Origin of the sequence: Hymenobacter sp. HDW8, assembly GCF_011305775.1 — a bacterium.
GTDB lineage: Bacteria > Bacteroidota > Bacteroidia > Cytophagales > Hymenobacteraceae > Hymenobacter > Hymenobacter radiodurans.
Genome location: NZ_CP049907.1, coordinates 1106508 through 1125827, shown reverse-complemented (window position 1 = coordinate 1125827; position 19320 = coordinate 1106508). Strand labels below are relative to the sequence as shown.

General features: G+C 52.7%; 17 protein-coding genes and 1 tRNA gene. 7 read left to right on the top strand and 11 right to left on the bottom strand.

The annotated features are described in order from the left end of the window. The first annotated feature begins 177 nt into the window (after positions 1-177). Entirely contained in the window at positions 178-1299 is a 1122-nt protein-coding gene (gene cfa / locus G7064_RS04630) for a cyclopropane fatty acyl phospholipid synthase (protein WP_166072653.1), read from the top strand. A gap of 104 nt (positions 1300-1403) precedes the next feature. Here cfa and G7064_RS04625 read toward each other — a convergent pair whose 3' ends face one another. Continuing rightward, positions 1404-3431: a DUF4394 domain-containing protein gene (locus G7064_RS04625; protein WP_166072652.1), complete on the bottom strand. Its 2028-nt coding sequence runs from the start codon at positions 3429-3431 to the stop codon at positions 1404-1406. A gap of 513 nt (positions 3432-3944) precedes the next feature. Here G7064_RS04625 and G7064_RS04620 point away from each other — a divergent pair. Both G7064_RS04620 and G7064_RS04615 read left to right on the top strand, forming a co-directional pair. After that, positions 3945-4613, top strand: a complete 669-nt coding sequence (locus G7064_RS04620) for a Dps family protein (RefSeq protein ID WP_133272364.1) — start codon at positions 3945-3947, stop codon at positions 4611-4613. Positions 4614-4866: 253 nt separating this feature from the next. After that, a tRNA-Leu gene (locus tag G7064_RS04615) sits at positions 4867-4949 on the top strand. A 95-nt stretch (positions 4950-5044) separates the two neighbouring features. On the opposite strand, the gene G7064_RS04610 is transcribed toward G7064_RS04615, so the two are convergent. The 4 genes from G7064_RS04610 to G7064_RS04595 form a co-directional block, all read right to left on the bottom strand. Beyond that, positions 5045-6037: an NFACT RNA binding domain-containing protein gene (locus G7064_RS04610; protein ID WP_166072651.1), complete on the bottom strand. Its 993-nt coding sequence runs from the start codon at positions 6035-6037 to the stop codon at positions 5045-5047. Continuing rightward, complete coding sequence (locus G7064_RS04605) at positions 5974-6609, bottom strand: hypothetical protein (RefSeq protein ID WP_166072650.1); 636 nt, start codon at positions 6607-6609, stop codon at positions 5974-5976. Before G7064_RS04605 ends, G7064_RS04610 begins: the two co-directional genes overlap by 64 nt. A 105-nt stretch (positions 6610-6714) precedes the next feature. Then, positions 6715-7482: an MBL fold metallo-hydrolase gene (locus G7064_RS04600; protein ID WP_166072649.1), complete on the bottom strand. Its 768-nt coding sequence runs from the start codon at positions 7480-7482 to the stop codon at positions 6715-6717. Between the two features lie 69 nt (positions 7483-7551). After that, positions 7552-8010 (bottom strand): TerB family tellurite resistance protein, encoded by a 459-nt coding sequence (locus G7064_RS04595; RefSeq protein WP_166072648.1) that lies wholly within the window; start codon positions 8008-8010, stop codon positions 7552-7554. A 246-nt stretch (positions 8011-8256) separates the two neighbouring features. Between G7064_RS04595 and pfkA the strand changes: the two genes are divergently transcribed. Further along, positions 8257-9228, top strand: coding sequence for a 6-phosphofructokinase (pfkA, locus tag G7064_RS04590; RefSeq protein ID WP_166075042.1), 972 nt, complete (start codon positions 8257-8259; stop codon positions 9226-9228). 139 nt (positions 9229-9367) lie between these two features. Further along, positions 9368-10003, top strand: a complete 636-nt coding sequence (locus G7064_RS04585) for a hypothetical protein (protein WP_166072647.1) — start codon at positions 9368-9370, stop codon at positions 10001-10003. Positions 10004-10016: 13 nt separating this feature from the next. On the opposite strand, the gene miaA is transcribed toward G7064_RS04585, so the two are convergent. Both miaA and G7064_RS04575 read right to left on the bottom strand, forming a co-directional pair. Further along, positions 10017-10964 carry a tRNA (adenosine(37)-N6)-dimethylallyltransferase MiaA gene (miaA, locus tag G7064_RS04580; RefSeq protein ID WP_166072646.1) on the bottom strand — a complete coding sequence of 316 codons (948 nt, stop codon included), beginning with the start codon at positions 10962-10964 and terminating at the stop codon, positions 10017-10019. Between the two features lie 2 nt (positions 10965-10966). Further along, positions 10967-12094 (bottom strand): glycosyltransferase, encoded by a 1128-nt coding sequence (locus G7064_RS04575; RefSeq protein WP_166072645.1) that lies wholly within the window; start codon positions 12092-12094, stop codon positions 10967-10969. Between the two features lie 149 nt (positions 12095-12243). On the opposite strand from G7064_RS04575, the gene G7064_RS04570 reads away from it, so the two are divergent. Together G7064_RS04570 and G7064_RS04565 are read left to right on the top strand one after the other, a co-directional pair. Next, positions 12244-16344, top strand: a complete 4101-nt coding sequence (locus tag G7064_RS04570; RefSeq protein WP_166072644.1) for a PAS domain S-box protein — start codon at positions 12244-12246, stop codon at positions 16342-16344. 67 nt (positions 16345-16411) lie between these two features. Next, on the top strand, positions 16412-16789 hold the full coding sequence (locus tag G7064_RS04565; RefSeq protein ID WP_133272372.1) for a response regulator: 378 nt from the start codon (positions 16412-16414) through the stop codon (positions 16787-16789). A 120-nt stretch (positions 16790-16909) separates the two neighbouring features. Here the strand turns inward: G7064_RS04565 and G7064_RS04560 are convergent, their stop codons facing one another. The 4 genes from G7064_RS04560 to G7064_RS04545 form a co-directional block, all read right to left on the bottom strand. Then, the gene (locus G7064_RS04560; protein ID WP_166075041.1) at positions 16910-18106 is read right to left on the bottom strand and encodes an aspartate aminotransferase family protein; all 1197 of its coding nucleotides are present in this window, start codon (positions 18104-18106) and stop codon (positions 16910-16912) included. A 185-nt stretch (positions 18107-18291) separates the two neighbouring features. Next, complete coding sequence (locus tag G7064_RS04555; RefSeq protein WP_166072643.1) at positions 18292-18801, bottom strand: hypothetical protein; 510 nt, start codon at positions 18799-18801, stop codon at positions 18292-18294. A gap of 33 nt (positions 18802-18834) precedes the next feature. Continuing rightward, the gene (locus G7064_RS04550) at positions 18835-19035 is read right to left on the bottom strand and encodes a hypothetical protein (RefSeq protein WP_166072642.1); all 201 of its coding nucleotides are present in this window, start codon (positions 19033-19035) and stop codon (positions 18835-18837) included. Positions 19036-19061: 26 nt separating this feature from the next. After that, the gene (locus G7064_RS04545; protein ID WP_166072641.1) at positions 19062-19292 is read right to left on the bottom strand and encodes a hypothetical protein; all 231 of its coding nucleotides are present in this window, start codon (positions 19290-19292) and stop codon (positions 19062-19064) included. Between the last annotated feature and the right edge of the window lie 28 nt (positions 19293-19320).

Below are 19320 nucleotides of genomic sequence, written 5' to 3'. Positions count from 1 at the left end.
GAGATGGAAGGAGAAAGGAGAACGTGAAGTTGCTGCTTGCCGGTTTCGCAAAAACCAAGTGACCACTGGCTCAGCACCTTTTTCGGGTGAAGAAGGCTGGCTAATGTATTTTACTATTGCAATACTTAATTTAATTATACCCTTATTGTAAGAGCAGCTGATATATACGATGTACGCATGCAGGCACAGCAATTACAGCAAAACGTAGCCCGAATTCTAGCTCCGGCGGGCATACAGGTAAATGGTTCTCAGCCCTGGGATCTGCAAATTCACAACGACCGGTTTTACCAGCGGGTACTTAGTCAGGGTACGTTGGGGCTGGGCGAGTCGTACATGGATGGGTGGTGGGATTGTGAGCAGATAGATGCGTTTGTCTTTCGGGCACTGCGCGCTGATCTGTACAAAACCGCTCGCCTGGGCTGGAAAAGCATCTTGGAAGTGCTGCTCACGCAGATATTCAACAGACAGGCCAAAGGAAAAGCCGCCCGCAACGCGCAGCGCCACTACGATATCGGCAATAATCTGTACGAGTTGATGCTGGACAAGCGCCTAACGTACAGCTGCGGCTATTGGAAGAATGCCGACAACCTCGATCAGGCGCAGGAAAATAAGCTGGACCTGATCTGCCGCAAACTATACCTCCAGCCCGGCCAACGAGTGCTCGACATCGGCTGTGGCTGGGGCAGCTTCGCCAAGTTTGCCGCCGAACGCTACGGGGTGGAGGTGGTAGGGGTGACGGTAGCCCGCGAGCAGGTAAAGCTAGCGCAGGAGCTGTGCAAAGGCCTACCCATCGAAATACGACTCCAAGACTACCGGGACGTGCGCGAGAAGTTCGACCATGTGGTATCGGTAGGCATGGCCGAGCACGTAGGCCACCGCAACTACCGAACCTACATGCGCACGGCAGCCAACTGCCTCAAGGACGATGGCCTGTTTCTGCTGCACACCATTGGTATGGCCTATTCCCGCACTTCCGCCGATCCGTTTACGAATAAGTATATTTTTCCTAACTGCCTGTTGCCTTCCATTAAACAGCTAGGAGGGGCAATGGAGCACCTTTTCGTACTCGAAGACTGCCATAACTTTAGCGTGTATTATGATAATACGCTGATGGCTTGGTTTCAGAATTTTGACCGCAACTGGGAGCAGCTACGGCCTGAATACGGTGACCGGTTCTATCGGATGTGGAAGTATTATTTACTATCCAGCGCCGCGTCTTTTAGGGCGCGCCACAACCAACTCTGGCAAATGGTGCTCTCCAAGCGGGGCTTGCTGGGAGGCTACGAATCAGTGCGGTAAGTCTGACACGCATTAAAAAAGCCCCCCAGACGACTGCCATAAGCACAAAAAACCCGCTGACAATATTGTCAGCGGGTTTTTTGTGCTTATGGTGATGCCGTTTATTAGCGCACCATCAGACGCTTCGTTACTACACCTTCGGGCGTAGAAAGCTGAAGCATGTAGATGCCTTTCGCCACGTTGGTGAGCGAGAGACGCTGTGTAGCGCCGTCGCGGGCGGAAAGAGTGCGACGTAATACAGGCTGGCCCAGAGCATTAACCAATGTAGCCTCTACCGACTGCTTAATCAGAGCGGCTGGCATATTGATGGAAACCTCACCAGTAGCTGGGTTCGGATACACATCTACCTGTGCGCTCACTTTTTCTGAAGCCTTATTGCTGGATAGTACCGTGCCCGAAATCAGCGCGGATACGCCCGTGATAGGCATGCCAGCGCCAATGACTTCTACCAGTGTTGCAGCACCGCTCGTCAGGTTGACGGTGTAAAGACTGGCGTTGGTGGTTGTGCCAGGGCTAGCCACCAAGAAAGCCTTGTTTTGAGAGGCGGCTGGGGCAGCCGGATCGAAATAAATGTCAAAATCAACGCCGGCAGCTGGGTTTACTGTGATGCCAGAACTGCCTACCGATGCGAACGTACCAGAATTTGGCGCGTCCTGGCGCACAAGCTGATTATTGGCCGCATTGTAGTTGTAAAGGATAGTAGCAGCAGGTGCAGTACCTGGGCCACTATTGGTATAAGCCGCCGATGATATAGCGCCACCAGCCGGATTCAGGTTGGTATCGGTGGCAGTTATGGTTCCATCAACAGGGTTGAGGCGGTAATTGGCATTGTTGGAGCTTACTACCCGGATGCGGTCAACGGTAGGGTTGAAGTCGAAGCCGACGCGAGCCGCAGCATCACCAAGCTCTAAGCGTTGGGCAGCACCAACAGCCGTTAGAGCGGCCGTACCTGGATTTACAGTATAAAGCTGGGCGTTTGCGGTAGGCGCAGCAGCCGTGGCATTATAGCCTAATGCGAATAGCTCGCCGGTAGCAGGCCGGAAATCAAGTCCTACCAGAGTTTGCCCAGCAGCTAAGTTGGTAATAGACGTTGAAGTACGGATAATTCGGGGGGCATTTGAGTCAAAAGAAATCAAGTTGCTCCCGGTCAGCGCGAACATCAATTGGCCCGCGAGGGCAATGGGTGGCGACACTGGATCGACGGCGAACGTTGCGAACGTCAGGTTATTGATTGGTAAACCCGTGCCAATAACGCCTTTTGATGTTGCCGCGCCCGAGCCAACGTTTAACTCATACAGCTGCGTGCTCGTACCGGTACCAGGAGCACCAGACATCAGAACATAGTTTTCGCCTGTTCTGATAGAGTTAATATCCATGCTCACCCCAATCGCAGGGTTGAATGTAAGGCCCGTGGCTGGCCCGGCAGCAGTAATTAAACCCGTATTCGGAGAGGTCTGAATGAATAGCTGCCCGAGCGCATCATCAAATACATACAGCGTGGTGCTGCCCGTACCAATAAAGTTGTTGGTGTAAGCCGCCGCGCCAATAGATGGGGTGCCAGGGTTTAGGCTGCCATCAGGCTGGGTGCCAGCCGCAACAGGGTCGCCATCTACAACGGTGCCATTGATAGGGTTGAGGCGATAGTTCGCTCTGTTCGTGCATACTACCCGAATCCGGTCCACCACTGGATTGAAGTCGAACCCGATGCGGTCAGTGGCAGTGCCAAGTGCCAGCGTCATAGCGGCAGTACCAACGGGCGTCGCAACGCCCGTGGTCGGATTGATAACATACAGACGAGCGTTATCGGCTGTGAGGGTAGCATTGTAGCCCAACCCGAACAATTGGCCTGTGCTCGGACGAGCGTCCATACCCACTAATACTTGGCCAGCAGTCATGCCGGTAATGGCAACTGTAGAGCGTAGAACAGTAGGGGCTGCTTCGTCGAAGGATAATAAGTTGGTAGTGGTGCCCACTACCTGCGTGGCATACATAAGCTGCCCGGTCAGGGGAGGGAGCGTTTGGGCCGTTGCCGGCGCCAGAGCGCTAAGGCATAAACCGAGCGTTGCCCCTACTAACCAAGGAGCACGACGAGCAGCTTTACCGAAGGAAGGGGAGAGTATGGGTAATTGCATTCGACTAAGGGGTTTGAAAATGGAAAGTATACTACCGTTTAAGCTATCTGAAACGCGATGAGGGTCTACAAAGCTAAACTTTTATATAGTTTTTGTTACGTGGAAAATATGGGAAATGGATTGATAAATCCACATATATTTTCATTAGACGTATTTTATCGAAAAAATTGTGATTTTAACAACCAGTGGCTGCTTATATCGTAAACGACTTGTTTTGGCGCTCAGCAAAATTCTGGGTCAGGGGGCTTTTTTAGCATTTTGCTGCTATTGGTTGCCTTCTGCATAGGCATCGGTTAAGGTTGCCAGAGCGCACTGCTACGAGCTGGTTGAGTGAGGCATGGGGAGGGAGCGGTATTCGCGCGCTTGTTTTACGTAAAGTCAACAGTAAATTAACAAGATCGCGCTAACCTGCGGGGCAAGCCTGCGTATTGACATCAGGATGGAAATGGACTGCTGAATTAGTGTTCAAGCACTTGCATCTGTTTTCTTTTTGTTTTCAAATCTCACCTCTCTATGGCAACCAAAACCACTGATAAGAAGCCAGCCGCTACTAAAAAAACCGCAGCGGCAGCACCAAAAAAATCGAACGGCACAGCTGTTAATCAGGGCAAGATTCAACCTGGTAATGTGGAGCAGCCAATTGTAAATCAGCGTGCGGCTGCCATCCAAAAATTTGGCGTTGTATCGCCTCGTATGCCGGTAGGGCTGGACGAGAAAGTGCGTCAGCAAAGCGTTGATATGCTTAACCAACTGCTGGTAGATACGATTACCATTCGTGACCTGTACAAAAAACACCACTGGCAGGTAGTAGGCCCTACTTTCTATCAGCTGCACTTGCTTTATGATAAGCATTATGAGGAGCAAAGCGTATTGGTCGACGCCATTGCCGAACGTATTCAGCTTCTGGGGGGCGTAAGTCTAGCCATGGCTGCTGATATTGCTGAAACGACTCATATTCCGCGGCCACCCCGCGACCGGGAAGAAGCACCTGTGCAGGTATCACGCTTGCTTGAAGCCCACGAAATTATTCTGAAAGAGTGCCACGAGTATGCCAAGAAAGCGGACGAATCGGGTGATGACGGTACTAACGATTTGATTGTTAGTCAGCTGATTCGGACCAACGAGTTGCAAACCTGGTTTGTATCCGAACACGTAGTTGATACGCCGCTGGCTCGTTCGTAGTCCGCGTTCCCAAAGAACGTAAGTTGATGATACGGCGGCCTTTCCAAGGGAGAGGTCGCCGTATTTTTTGTTAGAATGAATGCTTGTTGCTTTGAAAAAAGCCCCCCAATAATTCTAGTGCGCCTTCAATAGTGAAAAAATACCGTTGGGCATTTGCGTAGGGCGTTACGAGTGCCTACTTTTGTACCCACTTCGCCGCCTCAGCGAAGCAGGAAACCTAGGTTTTCAGAGTAAAGCGTTTTGTCAGCCTACTGCGCACGTGGTGAAACTGGTAGACACGCCATCTTGAGGGGGTGGTGCCCTCCGGGTGTGGGAGTTCGAATCTCCCCGCGCGCACAAACAAAAAAGCCCGATCGTAAGTGGTCGGGCTTTTTTGTTGCCCAAGTCAGAAGCTAGTAAGGCTATGGGGCAGCGAGTTACCGAACGCGCAACTATTTGCCCCCCACGCGTTCAAAAGGGTTAGCGGGCACCACCAACACTACTTTTTCCCGCTCTACCAGTACCTGGCCGGGCAAAGCGCCTTTGGGCTTGCGCACAAACTTTTTGGGCGTGACGGTAACCGGACAAAGCGAGTCGTGCTGACGGCGCGAATACCAAGCTGCCAGTTGAGCCGCGCGCTCCACTACCGTGGCTGGCACTACATGGCCCGCCCGGTGGCGAATGACCACATGAGAGCCAGTTACGTCCTTTGCGTGCAGCCAAAGGTCTTCTTTGTGCGCATAGCGCTGGGTGAGCAGGTCGTTATTGGCTGCATTGCGTCCTACCAGAATAGTAAAGCCTTCATCCTCAAATACCTTAAACGGCAGCTCAGGAGCGGCCTTGGCTTTGTTTTCGGGGTGTAAGTCGTGCGTCTTGCGCCAGGTGCGCAGCGTGCGCAAGTCCAAAATGCCCCCCAGTTCTTCCAGCCGCTCTAAGCACCAGAAGGCGTCGGACTCCCGGCGCTCTACCCGCTCTTGTAACTGCCGCGTTTCAATTTGCTGGTTTTTGGCTTTGCGGTAAAGGTTCTGGGCCGTACGCTGGGGCGTTTCGGTCGACTTGAGCTTAATGATTCGGGGCTGATTGTCCTGATAAAAATCCACGACTTCTACCTGTGCGGCGCCGGCCGGAATTTGAGTGAGATGAGCCATAATAAGATCGGCGGTCTGGCGGTAGCTGGCACCGTGCTCCAGCGCATGCAGGCGGGCCCTGGCTTGGCTGGCGCTGCTGGTTGCCTCTTCAGCCCGACGCTCCAGTTGCTGCCTTACCTGTCGCGACTCCGTTTCGTATGCCCGCCGACCCAAAAACATGGGGACAAACGCACGCAACGCGGCAACTGGGTCGGGCGGTAAGGTCTGCTCAATCTCGCCTAAGGGTAGCAAGCTCAGGCGGGTGCGGCCTTCCAGATGAATAATATAGAACTGCTGCGGGTTTTCCAGAAGCGCCACAACCTCCTGGACTCTGCGCTCCTTGTCGGGTTCTGATGCTGAATCGTAGCCATGCGCTCGTAAGTAGCGGGGGGCAAATCGCCAAGCGCCGGATAGCTTTTCAATGGGTCAGCTGATGGGCGGGCCGAGTCAGCAGCAGGTGATAGGGGGGCTAAGTCGGCGTCGGTGGTGTAACGTTGGTGAAACAGCTGAGCAGGCGCATCGGGGGCCGAGCGGAAGATGGCGTTTGGCCGCGGGCCGTAGAGCTTGAAAAGTAGGGAAGCGCCATCAGCAAAGCGCAACGTAAGCACCCGGTCGTGGGGGAAAACGTCGGCCTCCGTCACGGTGCGGCCCAGTAAATCCGGTAGCAAATCAACAGAATTGGTACGGGTACGATGAAAGCTGGTTGGCAGCGCTAAAACCGGGAAAGAAGCGGTTAGCTGAGCTTTAAGCCAAAACTCGGCACTGCCATTCGTCAGGCCAATAACCAACTCATCTTTTTCCTGAGAAAAGCAAGCCGCCACCTGGTAGCCCGAAAGCTGCGCAGTAAGAGCAGGAGCGAGTTGGCGCAGGAAATAGTAATTGTTGTGCACAGATGACGATGATGCTCCCGAAAAAGGAGGTGTAAGTAGTAAAGCACCCCGTTCTATGCGGTGGTGCCGGCGATATACAAAGGGCAGAACTGAAACTGCCTGAGGCTACATCTCTATCTTGAGGCCATCGTAAGCCAGCCGGATAAACTCCGGCAATTCGGCTTCTACGTCGCGGTGGCGACCTAACAGGTGGCTAATATGCGTGAGATAACCGCGCTGGGGGGCTAAATCCGTGAGAATGTCAACCGCTTCGGGTAGTGAGAAATGCGAAATGTGTGGCTCCCGCCGCAGGGCATTCAGCACAATTACTCGCGAACCTCGAATCCGTTCCATCGAGGCCGGCGAGATATAATTGGCATCGGTCAGGTACGTGAAATCACCGATTCGGTAGCCTAGCACCGGGAGCTTGTAGTGTAAAGCCCGGATGGGATGCACCTCAATACCTTCTACCAAAAAGCTGTTATGGTCGTCCAGGATGGGAATCGTTTGCACACGGGGTACACCGGGGTATTTGTAATCGGCAAAAATGTAGGCAAACTCCCGTTTCAGCTGGTCAAGCACTCGCTGCTCAGCATACACGGGCATATCGCGCTGTTGCTTAAAGTTGTAGGAGCGGATGTCGTCCATTCCGGCCGTGTGGTCTTTGTGCTCATGGGTGAAAACCAACGCATCCAGGTGGTCAATGCGCTCCCGCAAAACTTGCTGGCGAAAGTCTGGACCCGAGTCAATGACGATACTTTTGCCCCCCACTGCCACGTGCACCGACACGCGCAGGCGCTTATCACGATAATCCAGGGAGCGACAAACGGCGCAGTGACACCCAATGACGGGTACGCCCTGCGAGGTGCCCGAACCGAGAATGGTAATTTGCATGCCAGAGAAAAATCAGCTGTCGGAAGTGCCGACGAGCTCCAATACAACGGCCAAGATACGGCCTACCTGCTACTCACAGCCGCCACCGCTGTTTTGCTCGTTGTAATTCAGAAATGCCTGGGTTTCTTCCTTAATCTGCTTGCGCGGCAGTCCATCTTTCACACCCAGCGAAATTTTGCGCACCAGAACGCCCACAATTGCTTTGCGGAAGCCCAGCTTACAGGCCATATCAACGCAGAACTCCATCTCGTGGTCATCGACCACGCCATCGGCCAGCATCATATCTACCAAATCGAAGATCTGATCGAAGCGCTCCGAGTCATTATCGGGCAGGAGCATGTTTACGCTGCCTGAATTGGCCACCACACTGCGCACATCAGCCGGGCGCATGCCGTTTTTTTTGCCAATGGCCACGATAAAATTCATTTCTCGCTCGTCAATATGACCATCGGCCTTCGCCAGCGCGGCCAAGTTCACGATATGGCTTTTAATCTTCTTGGCTTGCTCATTTTCAAAAAAACCGAACATACAGAGCGTTGCTTAAGTACAGGGTGGGTAGGATGGGAACGGCACTAACAGTCGTAACGCAGGCTCCGACCAAATGGTAAGGTAGGAGGTTGACCCGAAGGTTCCAATAGCGCCCTTTACGCAGATGGCCAAAAAACAGCCAGCCTTGGGGGGCTTTTTAGAACTCGGCAATTGTCTGCTGCAATATTAGCTTGGATTTGCCACCTTTGCCCCGCCGCTTTAGGCAGCTTTCAATTCTGATTAATGATGAAACGTATTGCAGTTTTTACCAGTGGCGGCGATTCGCCCGGCATGAATGCCTGTATCCGTGCCGTAGTGCGCACGGCCGTGTACCACGGTATTGAAGTGTATGGTATCATGCGCGGCTTTAAGGGCATGATTAAAGGGGAAATCGTGAAGCTTGACTCCGCCTCGGTTTCGAACACCGTGCAGAAAGGCGGCACTCTGCTCAAATCAGCCCGCAGCCAGACTTTTATGACGAAAGAAGGGCGTCAGCAGGCCTTCGACCAACTTTGCAATCATAAAATTGACGGCTTGGTAGCCATCGGCGGCAACGGTACGTTTACCGGGGCCATGCTTTTTGAGCAGGAATTCGGCATCCCGACAGTAGGCGCGCCCGGCACGATTGATAACGACCTTTTCGGTACAGATTATACCATTGGCTACGATACGGCGGTGAATACAGCGCTGGAGGCCATTGATAAAATACGCGACACAGCCGATTCGCACGACCGCTGCTTTTTTATTGAGGTAATGGGCCGCGACTCGGGTTACATCGCCATTCCCTGTGCTATTGGCGGCGGGGCCGAAATCGTGATGATTCCGGAAACGCAGATGTCGACGGAAGCCGTTATTGATACCTTACGCTCTGGTTGGAAGCGCTCGAAAACCTCCTTTATTGTTATTGTAGCGGAGGGCGACGAAGAAAACAACGCCACTACCGTAGCTGCCAAGGTAAAAGAAGCCATTCCTGAACTAGATACTCGCGTGACTATCATTGGCCACGTGCAGCGCGGCGGCTCTCCAACTGCTGCCGACCGCCTCTTAGGCTCCCAGATCGGGATTGCTGCCGTGGAAGGTCTGATGAATGGAATGCATAACGTGATGGCTGGTATCGTAGACCGCAAGCTGGTTTATACACCTTTTCACGATACTATTTACAAGAAAAAGCTTATTAACCAGAGCTTTATGCGAATGGTAGAAATTCTGTCGGTATAGAATCTGAATACCTTTCTTCATCAATTAGAAACGCCCGAAAGGGCGTTTTTTGTGCTCTATACTTTACGAGTGCAGTTATGGTATATATTGCTGATTCTTATTATTTCCTTTCAACTTCGTCCAGCTTCAATCCATACTTATGACTTCTTATTTCCGTGTCTTTTTAGTCTTCATGCTCAGTATAGCTGCTGCTTCAGGCAGCGCGCAGTCAACCGACGCTAGGCGCATAGGTACATTACAATTGGGAGTGGGAACGGCCATGATGGGCACCGGCGATTATAAGATGCTAAAAGCGCATTTGGAATACGAAATGCTTTTTGCAAGACACTTCGGCTCAGGTACACGTTTGGCTGTTGCTGGTGGTAGTAGTGAAGAGCGAATTCAAACGGTATATAATCCGCAGAAACCAGGAAGCCCTGGCGTAAATGTGCCCGTATCGCAGAGCTATCAGACAGCGAATCTGGAACAGGAGTTTTATGTATATCCTTTCGGAAATGATCGACAAGCACGTTTTTTTCTGGGTGGCGGCGGCTACGTAGGTCACTCAAACCGGTATGGCTATCCGCAAAATCACATTGACTTTGCCACCAATGAAACTAGCTTAGACCTCGAACACGAAAAAGGTTTTCATGCTGGTTATATGTTTTCCCTCAACCTTGACCTTCGGCTTGGCCAGACACAAAATTGGTTGATAGGTGGTAAAACCTCGTTTCAGAACGATACGTTTGGCAATTCTCTCCTCACCCTGCAAGTCAAAGTCGGCCGACGCTTTTAAGTCGGCCAACTTATTAGGCTCGCTCATGGGTATGAGCAGCCAATAAAGCCATAATTTCTTCTTCGGCCGCATCGGGGTGCAGCCAATGATACGCCGGGTCGCGGCGTAGCCAGGTGAGCTGGCGCTTGGCGTAGCGGCGGGTGTTGCGCTTAAGCAGGCGCACGGTTTCAGGCCAATCTTGCTTGTCATCCAGAAAATCGAATATCTCCTGATATCCCACCGTTTGCAGCGCATTGTGGTGCCTATGCGCAGTCACTGACTCAACTTCCGCGAGCAGGCCCGATGCCAGCATCTCGTCTACACGCTGATCGATGCGGGCGTATAATTCTTCCCGCTCTCGGGTAAGGGCGATTTTTAGTGAGTCAAACGGGCGCTGGGGGGCATTTTTTTGCGCATGAAAGCTTGAAAATGGCTGACCCGTGCCGCGTGTTACTTCGAGGGCGCGTAGTACTCGTTGCGGATTTTGGCGATCGAGGCGGGCATAGGTAATGGGGTCAGTAGCCAGCAACTCGGCTACCAGCGGCTCTAGGCCGTGCGCAGCGAGTTCCTGCTGCAAGCCTGTCCGCACCTCTGGCTCAATGGGTGGCATCACGTCAAAGCCTTCCGTCACTGCCTGCAGATATAAGCCTGAGCCGCCCGTCAGGATTACAATGGCGTGATCCTGAAATAGTTGTTCTAGTAGTGCCAAACAATCTACCTCAAAGCGGCCCGCATTATATTCTTCCGTAATAGAATGCGAATCAATAAAATAGTGCGGTACGTCCTGCATTTCAGCGGGGGTAGGTTTGGCCGTGCCAATACTTAGCTCCCGAAAAAACTGCCGCGAGTCGGCTGATACTACAACGGTTTCTAGGCGTTGGGCCAATCGAACGCATAACGCCGTTTTGCCAACGGCCGTAGGCCCGGTTACTACCAGCAGTAGCGGGCGCTGGGGGGCTTTTTTTAACGAAGAATCAGGCATGGTCAGGCCGGGATAGGTGCCGGTTGGAGTAAGGTAGCGTAAAGCGCCAGCAGGGTTTGTTCCTCATGCTGCCAATTTAACTCAAGGCGGGCCCGACGGCAGTTGGAAGCTAGTTGATGATAGCGCGCCGGCTCATCGCGAAGCAGCCGATTGATGGCCGTGGCTATGGCGTTGGGCGTTAGCTCCACCACCTCTGCTACATCATACAGGTCATTGAGGCGTCGGTATTCGGGAAAGTCCACAATGAGCTGTGGTACGCCGGCGTGCAGATAATCGAAGAACTTGTTGGCCAGCGAATAGTAGTAGCTCATCCCACGATTTTCGAGCAGCATAATACCCAGCAATGCCTGTCGCGTGATTTGGCGTAGCTCAGCCGGCAATACAAACCCCCGAAATTCAACCTGTCCGCTGGCCAGCAGCCCTAATTTCCGGGCTCGCTCCCGCAGCGAAACGGACAAGTCGCCTTCGCCGCAAATGATCAAGCGCGCCGTCACTTGGGGCATGGCATCAAGCAGTGCCTCCAAGCCGCGGCCCTCATTCAGCACGCCCTGATAGAGAATATACCCGTCGGTGGGTGCTGCGGTAGGAGTGGGGGGCAATTCTGCCGTTTCCAGGCAACTCACGTTGCGTACTACCGCGAACGGTTGGCCGTATTGTTGCACAAACCATTGCGCCAGCGCCGGCCCTACTGTGTATGCTAAGGCAGCCCGGGGTACAATAAATTTTTCTACCAGTTGCCAAATGCGTTTTGTAACCGGACGGCCCACAACCTCAGGTACTTCCGTAAACAATTCATGCGCATCATACACAAATGGCTGGCCACTCAACCTAGCGCGCAGCCACATAGGGAGGGCTGTGTCCAAGTCGATGGCACACCAGACGGCCGCTTGCTGCCGAATTAAATACAAAAACAATTTTAAGTTATATTCTAAATAGAATAACTTGCCTTTTTTAAATACACACCGTAATCGATGCTGCTTGTATGGCTTAGGGCTAAGCGGCTGGGAATCGGGCCATTCGCGCCCAATTAACAGCACTGCGTAGCCATGAACAGCCAAGCTACTGCAAATTCGCTGCATGCGCTGATCATAGTTCAAATCGGTGGTGACCGCAAAGAGCAAAGGACGCATACGAAGGCAGGCACAATACGCTATTTACCAACAAGCGAAATCAGATGGTAAAGCGCGGTTTTTGATATATTTTTGACAAATTTAGAAAGTTAAACCGCGTACTGGCCGGTGGTTTAATTTGAGTTGACCCGCCGGTGCTACCTCTTGCAATGCCTATTCGCGCCTCATCATCGCTTCCCCCTTCCGCGCTTGGAGCCCTTCCGGCTCAGCCGGACTTCTACCGCACCCTATTCGACGACGCGTATGATGGATTATTACTTTACGATGAGCAGGGCCGACTGGTAGACTGCAACCAGACAGCTCTACGCATGCTGGGCACCACGCGGCCGATGTTGTTAGCTTCGGGCCTGATGGCTTTTGCCATGCCTCCCGCCGACGAGCGCCAGGATCATTGGCTTTCGGAGCTGATGCTTCGCGAAGCCGTGTTGCTTACTGCCCGTACCGGTGAAAGGTTCTCAAAGTGGTGGCATGGACGGCGCACCGATCACGTCATGGTGGATGGTTGGGTAACGCTTCATCGCGTGCAGATGCCCGTAGGCCTGCGCGTACAGCTCACCCTACGCGATGTAACCAAAGGGCGCCGCCGCCACGAGGCGGGCGAGCAGCGTCAGCAGGCAGATCGGACTCAACAGCAGTTGCGCGATGTACTCAGCCGAACTGACCTGTCGTATGTGCTGGTGAATCGTGAAGGCGTAATACAGGATGTAAACGACTTCTTTCTCAACTTCACCGAATACTCGCGGGCCGAACTGCTAGGAAAAAACTATTTCGATCTGTTCCCACCTGCCTCCGATCAGGAGTTAAGTCGACAGTCATTCCTGCAAAATATTAAAGAGGAGAGCGTTGCAGATGCCTGCGAGTTTCCGCTGGTAACCAAACTGGGCCAGACGCGACTGGTGCACTGGCATGTGGAGTTTGCCCGCGACTTTGATCAAAACGTTACAGGAGCATTTTTTGTGGGTCGGGACCATACCGACCGCCAAGTTGCTGCCCGCGCCCTGACCGACAACCGCAATCGTCTCCAGGATTTCCTCGACAATGCGCACGATCTGATTCAGAACCTGAGCATTGACAACCGCTTCCTGTTCGTGAATAAGGCCTGGAAAGAAAAACTAGGCTACACCGATGATGATCTTACGCAGCTGACTCTCAATGAGGTAGTGCATCCCTACTACAAAGCGAAGCTGCTCTATCAGTTGCGTAATCTGTATAAGGGTGAGAAGGTGAATAAGCTCGAAACCGTTTTTCTGACCAAAACAGGTAAGCCAGTTCACCTGATTGGGAGCATCTCCTGCTCCTGGCAGGATAATGAGCCGGTTTCGACCCGCGCTATTCTGCATGATATTACGGATCGTATCAAAGCAGAGCGACTCCAGAAAGTATATTATAGTATTGCTAACCTGGCGATTAGCTCTAAAGATTTGAACTCGCTCTATGGGGCGATTCATCGGGAGCTAAGCAAGATTATCGAAACCAATAATTTTTATATTGCCCTCTGCGACGATGCCCGCACCACGCTGCAGTTTGCGTATTTCGTTGATCAGAACTCGCAGGGAAGCAGAGGAATGGGCGCGCGTCCCTTCTCCACGGGCGTCTCGGAATATATTATTCAAACGGGACGGCCGCAGTTTCTGCTGAAGCATGAGCTACACGAGCTGATTGCAGACGGTACCATCACTGCCTTTGGCCTGATGCCGGAGGTAATGCTTTGTTCCCCGCTGAGTATTGGGGAGCGCATCATCGGCGTAATTGCCGTCCAGGATTATCACAAAGCCGACGCCTACGCCACCACCGATATTGAGATTCTGCACTTCATTTCCAACCAGGTAGCCCTGGCCATTGAGCGCAAGCGCAATGAGGAGATGATCAATAAGCAGAACGCGCGTCTGAACGCCATTTTCGAAAGCGGCTCCCACCTGATGTGGTCCGTGGATATGCATTCGCGCCTCACGTCATTCAACCGTAACTACGCCGCTTATTTCCTGCGGCGCAACGGCGTATATCCCGCTCTGAATGTGAACCTCTGGCAGGCTGATATGGCCATGATGGATGAGGAAGCGCACGATATTTTTCAGGAGAACTACAAGAAAGCATTCCAAGGCTTGGCGCAACGATTTGAAGTGCGCCTGCGCGACGCTCGGGGTCAGGATACGTGGCGGGAAATCTACCTCAATCCCATTTACCTCGACGACGGCTCCTTCGAGGAGATTTCGGGCATGGCCCACGATATCACGGCGACGAAGAGCTCGCAGCTGGAGCTGGCGGCTCAGGAAGAGAAATTCCGGGCCATCTTCGAGTCTTTCCAAGACATTTATTATCGTACCGACGACCAAGGGATTATCACGATTGTGAGTCCTTCGGTATACGAGGTATTGGGATATAAGCCGGAGGAAGTGCTGGGTAAGCGCATCGTGGACTATTACGTCAACCCCGTTGACCGTGACCGACTTCTAACGGAAGTGGCTACGAATGGGTCCCTGCGCAACTTTCCTGCTACCCTACGCCATAAAGATGGCCATGGCGTGCCGCTGCTCATTAATGCTCGCGCTGTATCAGGAGCACTTAGTGGGACCGAAGGCATTGCCCGTGACATTACGGAGCTGAAGCAAACCCAGGACAAACTCAGTCACGCCAAGGAGGAAGCTGAAAGTGCGCTGGAGGCTAAAACTCAGTTCCTGGCCAATATGAGCCATGAGCTGCGGACGCCTATGAACGGCATCATCGGTATGATTGATTTGCTGCACCAGACGGTGTCAAGCGAGGAGCAGGAAGACTATGTAGATACACTCCGCAAATCGTCGGATGCACTACTGGCTATCCTAAACGACATCCTAGACCTGTCGAAGATTCAGGCTGGTAAGCTTCAGCTGAGCGAGTCAGGTATTGATCTGCACTACACGCTTGATAAGCTGCATTCGCTGTTCTCCAATCGAGCGGCTCAGAAAGACTTGCAATTTAGCTACCATATAACGCCCCACACGCCGCGCTTCATCCACACCGATGAAACGCGTCTGCTGCAAGTGCTTTCCAACCTGACTTCCAATGCCATTAAGTTTACCTCCCAAGGCTTAGTGAATATTCAAGTATCATCAGTTTCAACTGATGGGGATAATCACACCTTGCGCTTTGCGGTGCAGGACTCGGGCATCGGTATTTCGGCTGAAAATGAGAAACTGCTCTTTACCAACTTCACACAGCTTGATACCACGCCGACTAAGTCATTTGGCGGTACGGGCTTGGGCCTAGCCATCAGCAAGCAACTTGCTGAGCTGCTGGGGGGCGAAATTGGCGTTATTTCCAATGAAGGCGTCGGTAGTACTTTCTGGTTTACGATTCAGTGCAGCGTGGCGCGCAACGAGGACGAGATTCTGCAGGAGCGCATTACGGCCCGCGAGCGAACCCAGGAAGTTTCGCACTTCGAAAATGCCCCCCAAGTGCTACTAGTTGATGATAATCCCATCAACCAGAAGGTAGCCGTGCGCCTGCTCGACCGGTTGGGCTGCAAGATTGACGTGGCAAGCGACGGATTCGAAGCCATCAGCAAAGCCACCGATCCGAAGGCCACTTACGATGTCATCTTCATGGACATTCAGATGCCGGAGATGGATGGCGTGACGGCTATGAACGAAATTCGGCGGCGCCTAGGCAAAAAAACGCCCCCGGTAGTAGCCATGACAGCATATTCCATGAAGGAAGATGCTGAGCGCTTTGTGCAGGAAGGCATGGATGATTACGTGTCGAAGCCTGTCAAGACCCAGGATCTCTATGCGGTGTTGCGGCGCTGGACTACCATCACAATGGAGCCTGCCACCACTCCGCGCCTTATGGGAACTGACACTCCTGTGCAAGAACCCGAACCAGTGCCAGTGCCTGAGCCAGTTGCGGAACCTCTGCCCGAGGAAACCGCTAACAGCATTGATACTGCTGTGCTGGAGCAACTTCGGCAGCTGGGAGGAAGTGAATTTGCTGCACAACTATACAACGACTTTGAGCGCGAGGTGAGCCAACTATTGGAAGAGGCCACGGCATTGGTTAAGGCAAAAGAATACACTTTGATCCTGCCTCATTTACATCAACTCAAAGGCACAGGCTTTACACTAGGCATTAATCAGTTGGCCGAATGCGCTAAGAGTCTGGAACATACCATTAAAGAAGGTAAGTTTACTGGCATTGAGAAGCGTTTTTCCTCCTTGTTGCGTTACTTTAGGGAGTTCGTTGCCACTTACCCTGAATTCACCCAAGCAGTATAAGTCAATCTATATTTCATACTTTCTGTACTTTTCTCTCCACCTCATCTGAACCTAAATCTATTCCATCATGGCCGAGTCCAAAACGATTCTGATTGCGGAGGATAGCTCCGTTATTCTGAACCTGACAAAAAAAATTCTGGAACTGCAGAAATACCACATCCTTTCGGCCAAAAATGGGAATGAGGTCATCAAGCAGATGGAAAGCCAGCCCATCGACTGCGTATTGATGGACATCAACATTCCGGTGAAAGATGGTATGGAATGCACCCGCGAAATTCGCCGCAGCTCGAACCCGCAAGTTGCTCAGGTGCCTATTATTGCCATCACTGGTAATGCAAACAACTACTCTATGGAGCAGTTTCGCGAAGCTGGCATTACCGACTATCTGCCTAAGCCTCTTGACTTTGATGCCTTGGTGCGCGTCGTAAAGCAGTACGTAGGATAAGACCTTACAAGCGTCTATCATCCATACAAAAAAGGACCTTCTTTTGGTAGAACAACTGGCTTTACACGGCTCGTTCTACCGAAAGAAGGTCCTTCCTTTATATGGGTATTCCGCTGAGTCTTAGTGACCGGTTACGTAGTTTATGGCTCGCAAAAGAGCCGCGCAGGCTTCATCAATTTCACCGTCAGTAATGGTGAGTGGTGGAGCGAGGCGAAGAGAGTTGTCACAGAATAAAAACCAGTCAGTCAGTATTCCCTCATGTTCCAGGGCACGGTCGATGATGGGCTTGAGAACATCGTAAGAGTCGAACTCGACGGCCATGAGCAAGCCCTGCCCACGTACATCCCTGATAGCTGGGTGCACAAGCTGATGGCGGAACCGAGCCGCTTTTTCGGCTACACCTGCTAACAGATTTTCTTCCAAAATAACGCGCAACGTAGCCAAAGAAGCCGCGCAGGACACTGGGTGCCCTCCAAAGGTAGTGCAATGACCTAGCACTGGATTGCTGCGAAGGCCTGCCATAATAGACTGGGGGGCAATAAATGCCCCGATAGGCATGCCACCGCCCATCCCTTTGGCGCAAAGCAGAATATCAGGCCATATCCCGAACTGCTCGAATGCCCAAAATGAGCCGGTGCGTCCAAAACCGCACTGAATCTCGTCTAGAATAAGAAGTGTGCCGGTATAGAGGCAGCGCTTCCGTAGGGCTTGTAGATAATTGTTCTCTGGCACTCGTACGCCCGCCTCACCCTGCACTGTCTCGATAATAACGGCTGCCGTACGCTCCGTAATATGCTGCAAGTCAGAGAAATCGTTGAACTCGATGTGGCGGACATCAGGCAGCAGAGGGCGGTAGCTGCGCTTAAATCCTTCGGAGCCGGTGACGGACAATGCGCCGTGAGTGGAGCCGTGGTAAGCACGATGGCAGGAAATAAGCTCCATGCGGCCGGTGTGGCGCTTTGCTAGCTTGAGTGCACCTTCGACCGCTTCGGTGCCCGAATTAGTAAAATAAACAGCATCGAGGTGAGCAGGCAGGGTTTGGGTCAGGGCGTGCGCCAACTCGGCCGGTGGGGCCTGCACCAATTCGCCGTATACCATCAGATGCAAGTATTTATCAAGCTGATGTTGAATAGCCTGAATAACCTTTGGGTGACGATGGCCCACGTTGCTTACGCCAATACCCGAAATCAAATCTAGATAGCGCCGACCATCAGGCCCGTACATGTACACGCCTTCGGCCCGCTCTATTTCCAGCAGTAATGGAGAGTCGGATGTTTGGGCTTGATGCCGCAGAAAGAGTTGGCGAGGGGTAAGCATGCGAGTGAACAAAAGATTCTGGGGGGCAAAAGTAAGCACCTCGGGGTCGGTAGCTAAAGTATTGTCAGCTCTGATGAGCATTTGAACCTCGACGCTTGCAATTTGCCCCCCAGTTCATAACCTATACTCAACAAAAAAGAGGCTGAATGCTCAGCCTCTTTTTTCACTAGTTGCTTGGCGTATGCTTAATTGGAGGTGCCTGGGGTGGTTGCCGGCCTGCCCGACCGCCCGCGAGGGCCGCTGGCCTGACGCTCGGTTTTCATTTCCTTCATCATCACGCGGCCAAACTCGCGCTCGGCCTTGTACAGTTGCGCTACCTGCCGGGCCGAAATCACCTTCTGAAATTTGGCGAAATAATCCTCTGTCATGTTCAGCTCGTTTTTCGACACCGCAATGATCTGCTTGAGGTTGTCGCGGGCCTGATCGTCCGTCATGGTGGGCGTGGCACTGCGGCGGAGCTGATCGTGGGTGCGGCGCAGGTCGCGGCGCTTGGTGCTGTATTCGTTATACAAGGGCCAGAAACGCTGGCCTTGTTCGGGGGTAAGCGCTACTTCGCGGGTGATGTAGGCAATGCGCGCATTTTCAATGCGGGCCTCAATATCGGCGGAGCGGGTGTTTTGGGCACGCAGGGTTGGTAGGGCAATTAGCAGAAATACCAAAGCCAAACCTAAGCGAGATAAGAGGGAATTATTCATAGTGAAGAGAGAGCAAAAGGGAGAAAGGAACGGCTAGTAGTAAGCTTCATCAAGCGTAGGAGGCCCCAGCGCAGCTTCTAATTCTTGTGGCGAGGCTTGCAGAAAATAAGCCATTAGGTTGTCATCAGGTAAAGGCAAGCTGGCCAGGTCCTCGGTTTCCAACTGATTGTTGACGGCCAGATATTCAATTAGGGCGGCATCGGGCACGGCTGCCAACTCAACCGTGGGGGACAAATTTGAGGTTTGCGTAGCGGGCTGGCTTAGGTAGAAGGCCGTCGAAAAGCCCCCAGAACCAGCGCTGAGGCTAAAGCCGTGCGTAGCGGTCGGGAGAGGGTTATCAGCCAGCCCCACGTCACCGACTCAGTGGTGGCTTCGGGCTGCACGCGCGCCATTATTTGGCGCGGCAACTGGTCGAAGTAACCGGCTGGGGGCGAGGCTAGTGGTGGTTGCGGCCGGCGTGGGTGGTCATCGAGCCGAAAAGGAGTTTTCATATGCATTGGATGCGGCTGGGGCCGCGAG

What these genes read in the sequence shown, in the direction of transcription:
- G7064_RS04585 (WP_166072647.1), top strand. Translation starts at nt 9,368, where the DNA reads ATGACTTCTTATTTCCGTGTCTTTTTAGTCTTCATGCTCAGTATAGCT.
- G7064_RS04560 (WP_166075041.1), bottom strand. Translation starts at nt 18,106, where the DNA reads ATGCTTACCCCTCGCCAACTCTTTCTGCGGCATCAAGCCCAAACATCC.
- pfkA (WP_166075042.1), top strand. Translation starts at nt 8,257, where the DNA reads ATGAAACGTATTGCAGTTTTTACCAGTGGCGGCGATTCGCCCGGCATG.
- cfa (WP_166072653.1), top strand. Translation starts at nt 178, where the DNA reads ATGCAGGCACAGCAATTACAGCAAAACGTAGCCCGAATTCTAGCTCCG.
- G7064_RS04555 (WP_166072643.1), bottom strand. Translation starts at nt 18,801, where the DNA reads ATGAATAATTCCCTCTTATCTCGCTTAGGTTTGGCTTTGGTATTTCTG.
- G7064_RS04575 (WP_166072645.1), bottom strand. Translation starts at nt 12,094, where the DNA reads ATGCGTCCTTTGCTCTTTGCGGTCACCACCGATTTGAACTATGATCAG.
- G7064_RS04545 (WP_166072641.1), bottom strand. Translation starts at nt 19,292, where the DNA reads ATGAAAACTCCTTTTCGGCTCGATGACCACCCACGCCGGCCGCAACCA.
- G7064_RS04620 (WP_133272364.1), top strand. Translation starts at nt 3,945, where the DNA reads ATGGCAACCAAAACCACTGATAAGAAGCCAGCCGCTACTAAAAAAACC.
- G7064_RS04595 (WP_166072648.1), bottom strand. Translation starts at nt 8,010, where the DNA reads ATGTTCGGTTTTTTTGAAAATGAGCAAGCCAAGAAGATTAAAAGCCAT.
- G7064_RS04600 (WP_166072649.1), bottom strand. Translation starts at nt 7,482, where the DNA reads ATGCAAATTACCATTCTCGGTTCGGGCACCTCGCAGGGCGTACCCGTC.
- G7064_RS04565 (WP_133272372.1), top strand. Translation starts at nt 16,412, where the DNA reads ATGGCCGAGTCCAAAACGATTCTGATTGCGGAGGATAGCTCCGTTATT.
- miaA (WP_166072646.1), bottom strand. Translation starts at nt 10,964, where the DNA reads ATGCCTGATTCTTCGTTAAAAAAAGCCCCCCAGCGCCCGCTACTGCTG.
- G7064_RS04570 (WP_166072644.1), top strand. Translation starts at nt 12,244, where the DNA reads ATGCCTATTCGCGCCTCATCATCGCTTCCCCCTTCCGCGCTTGGAGCC.
- G7064_RS04625 (WP_166072652.1), bottom strand. Translation starts at nt 3,431, where the DNA reads ATGCAATTACCCATACTCTCCCCTTCCTTCGGTAAAGCTGCTCGTCGT.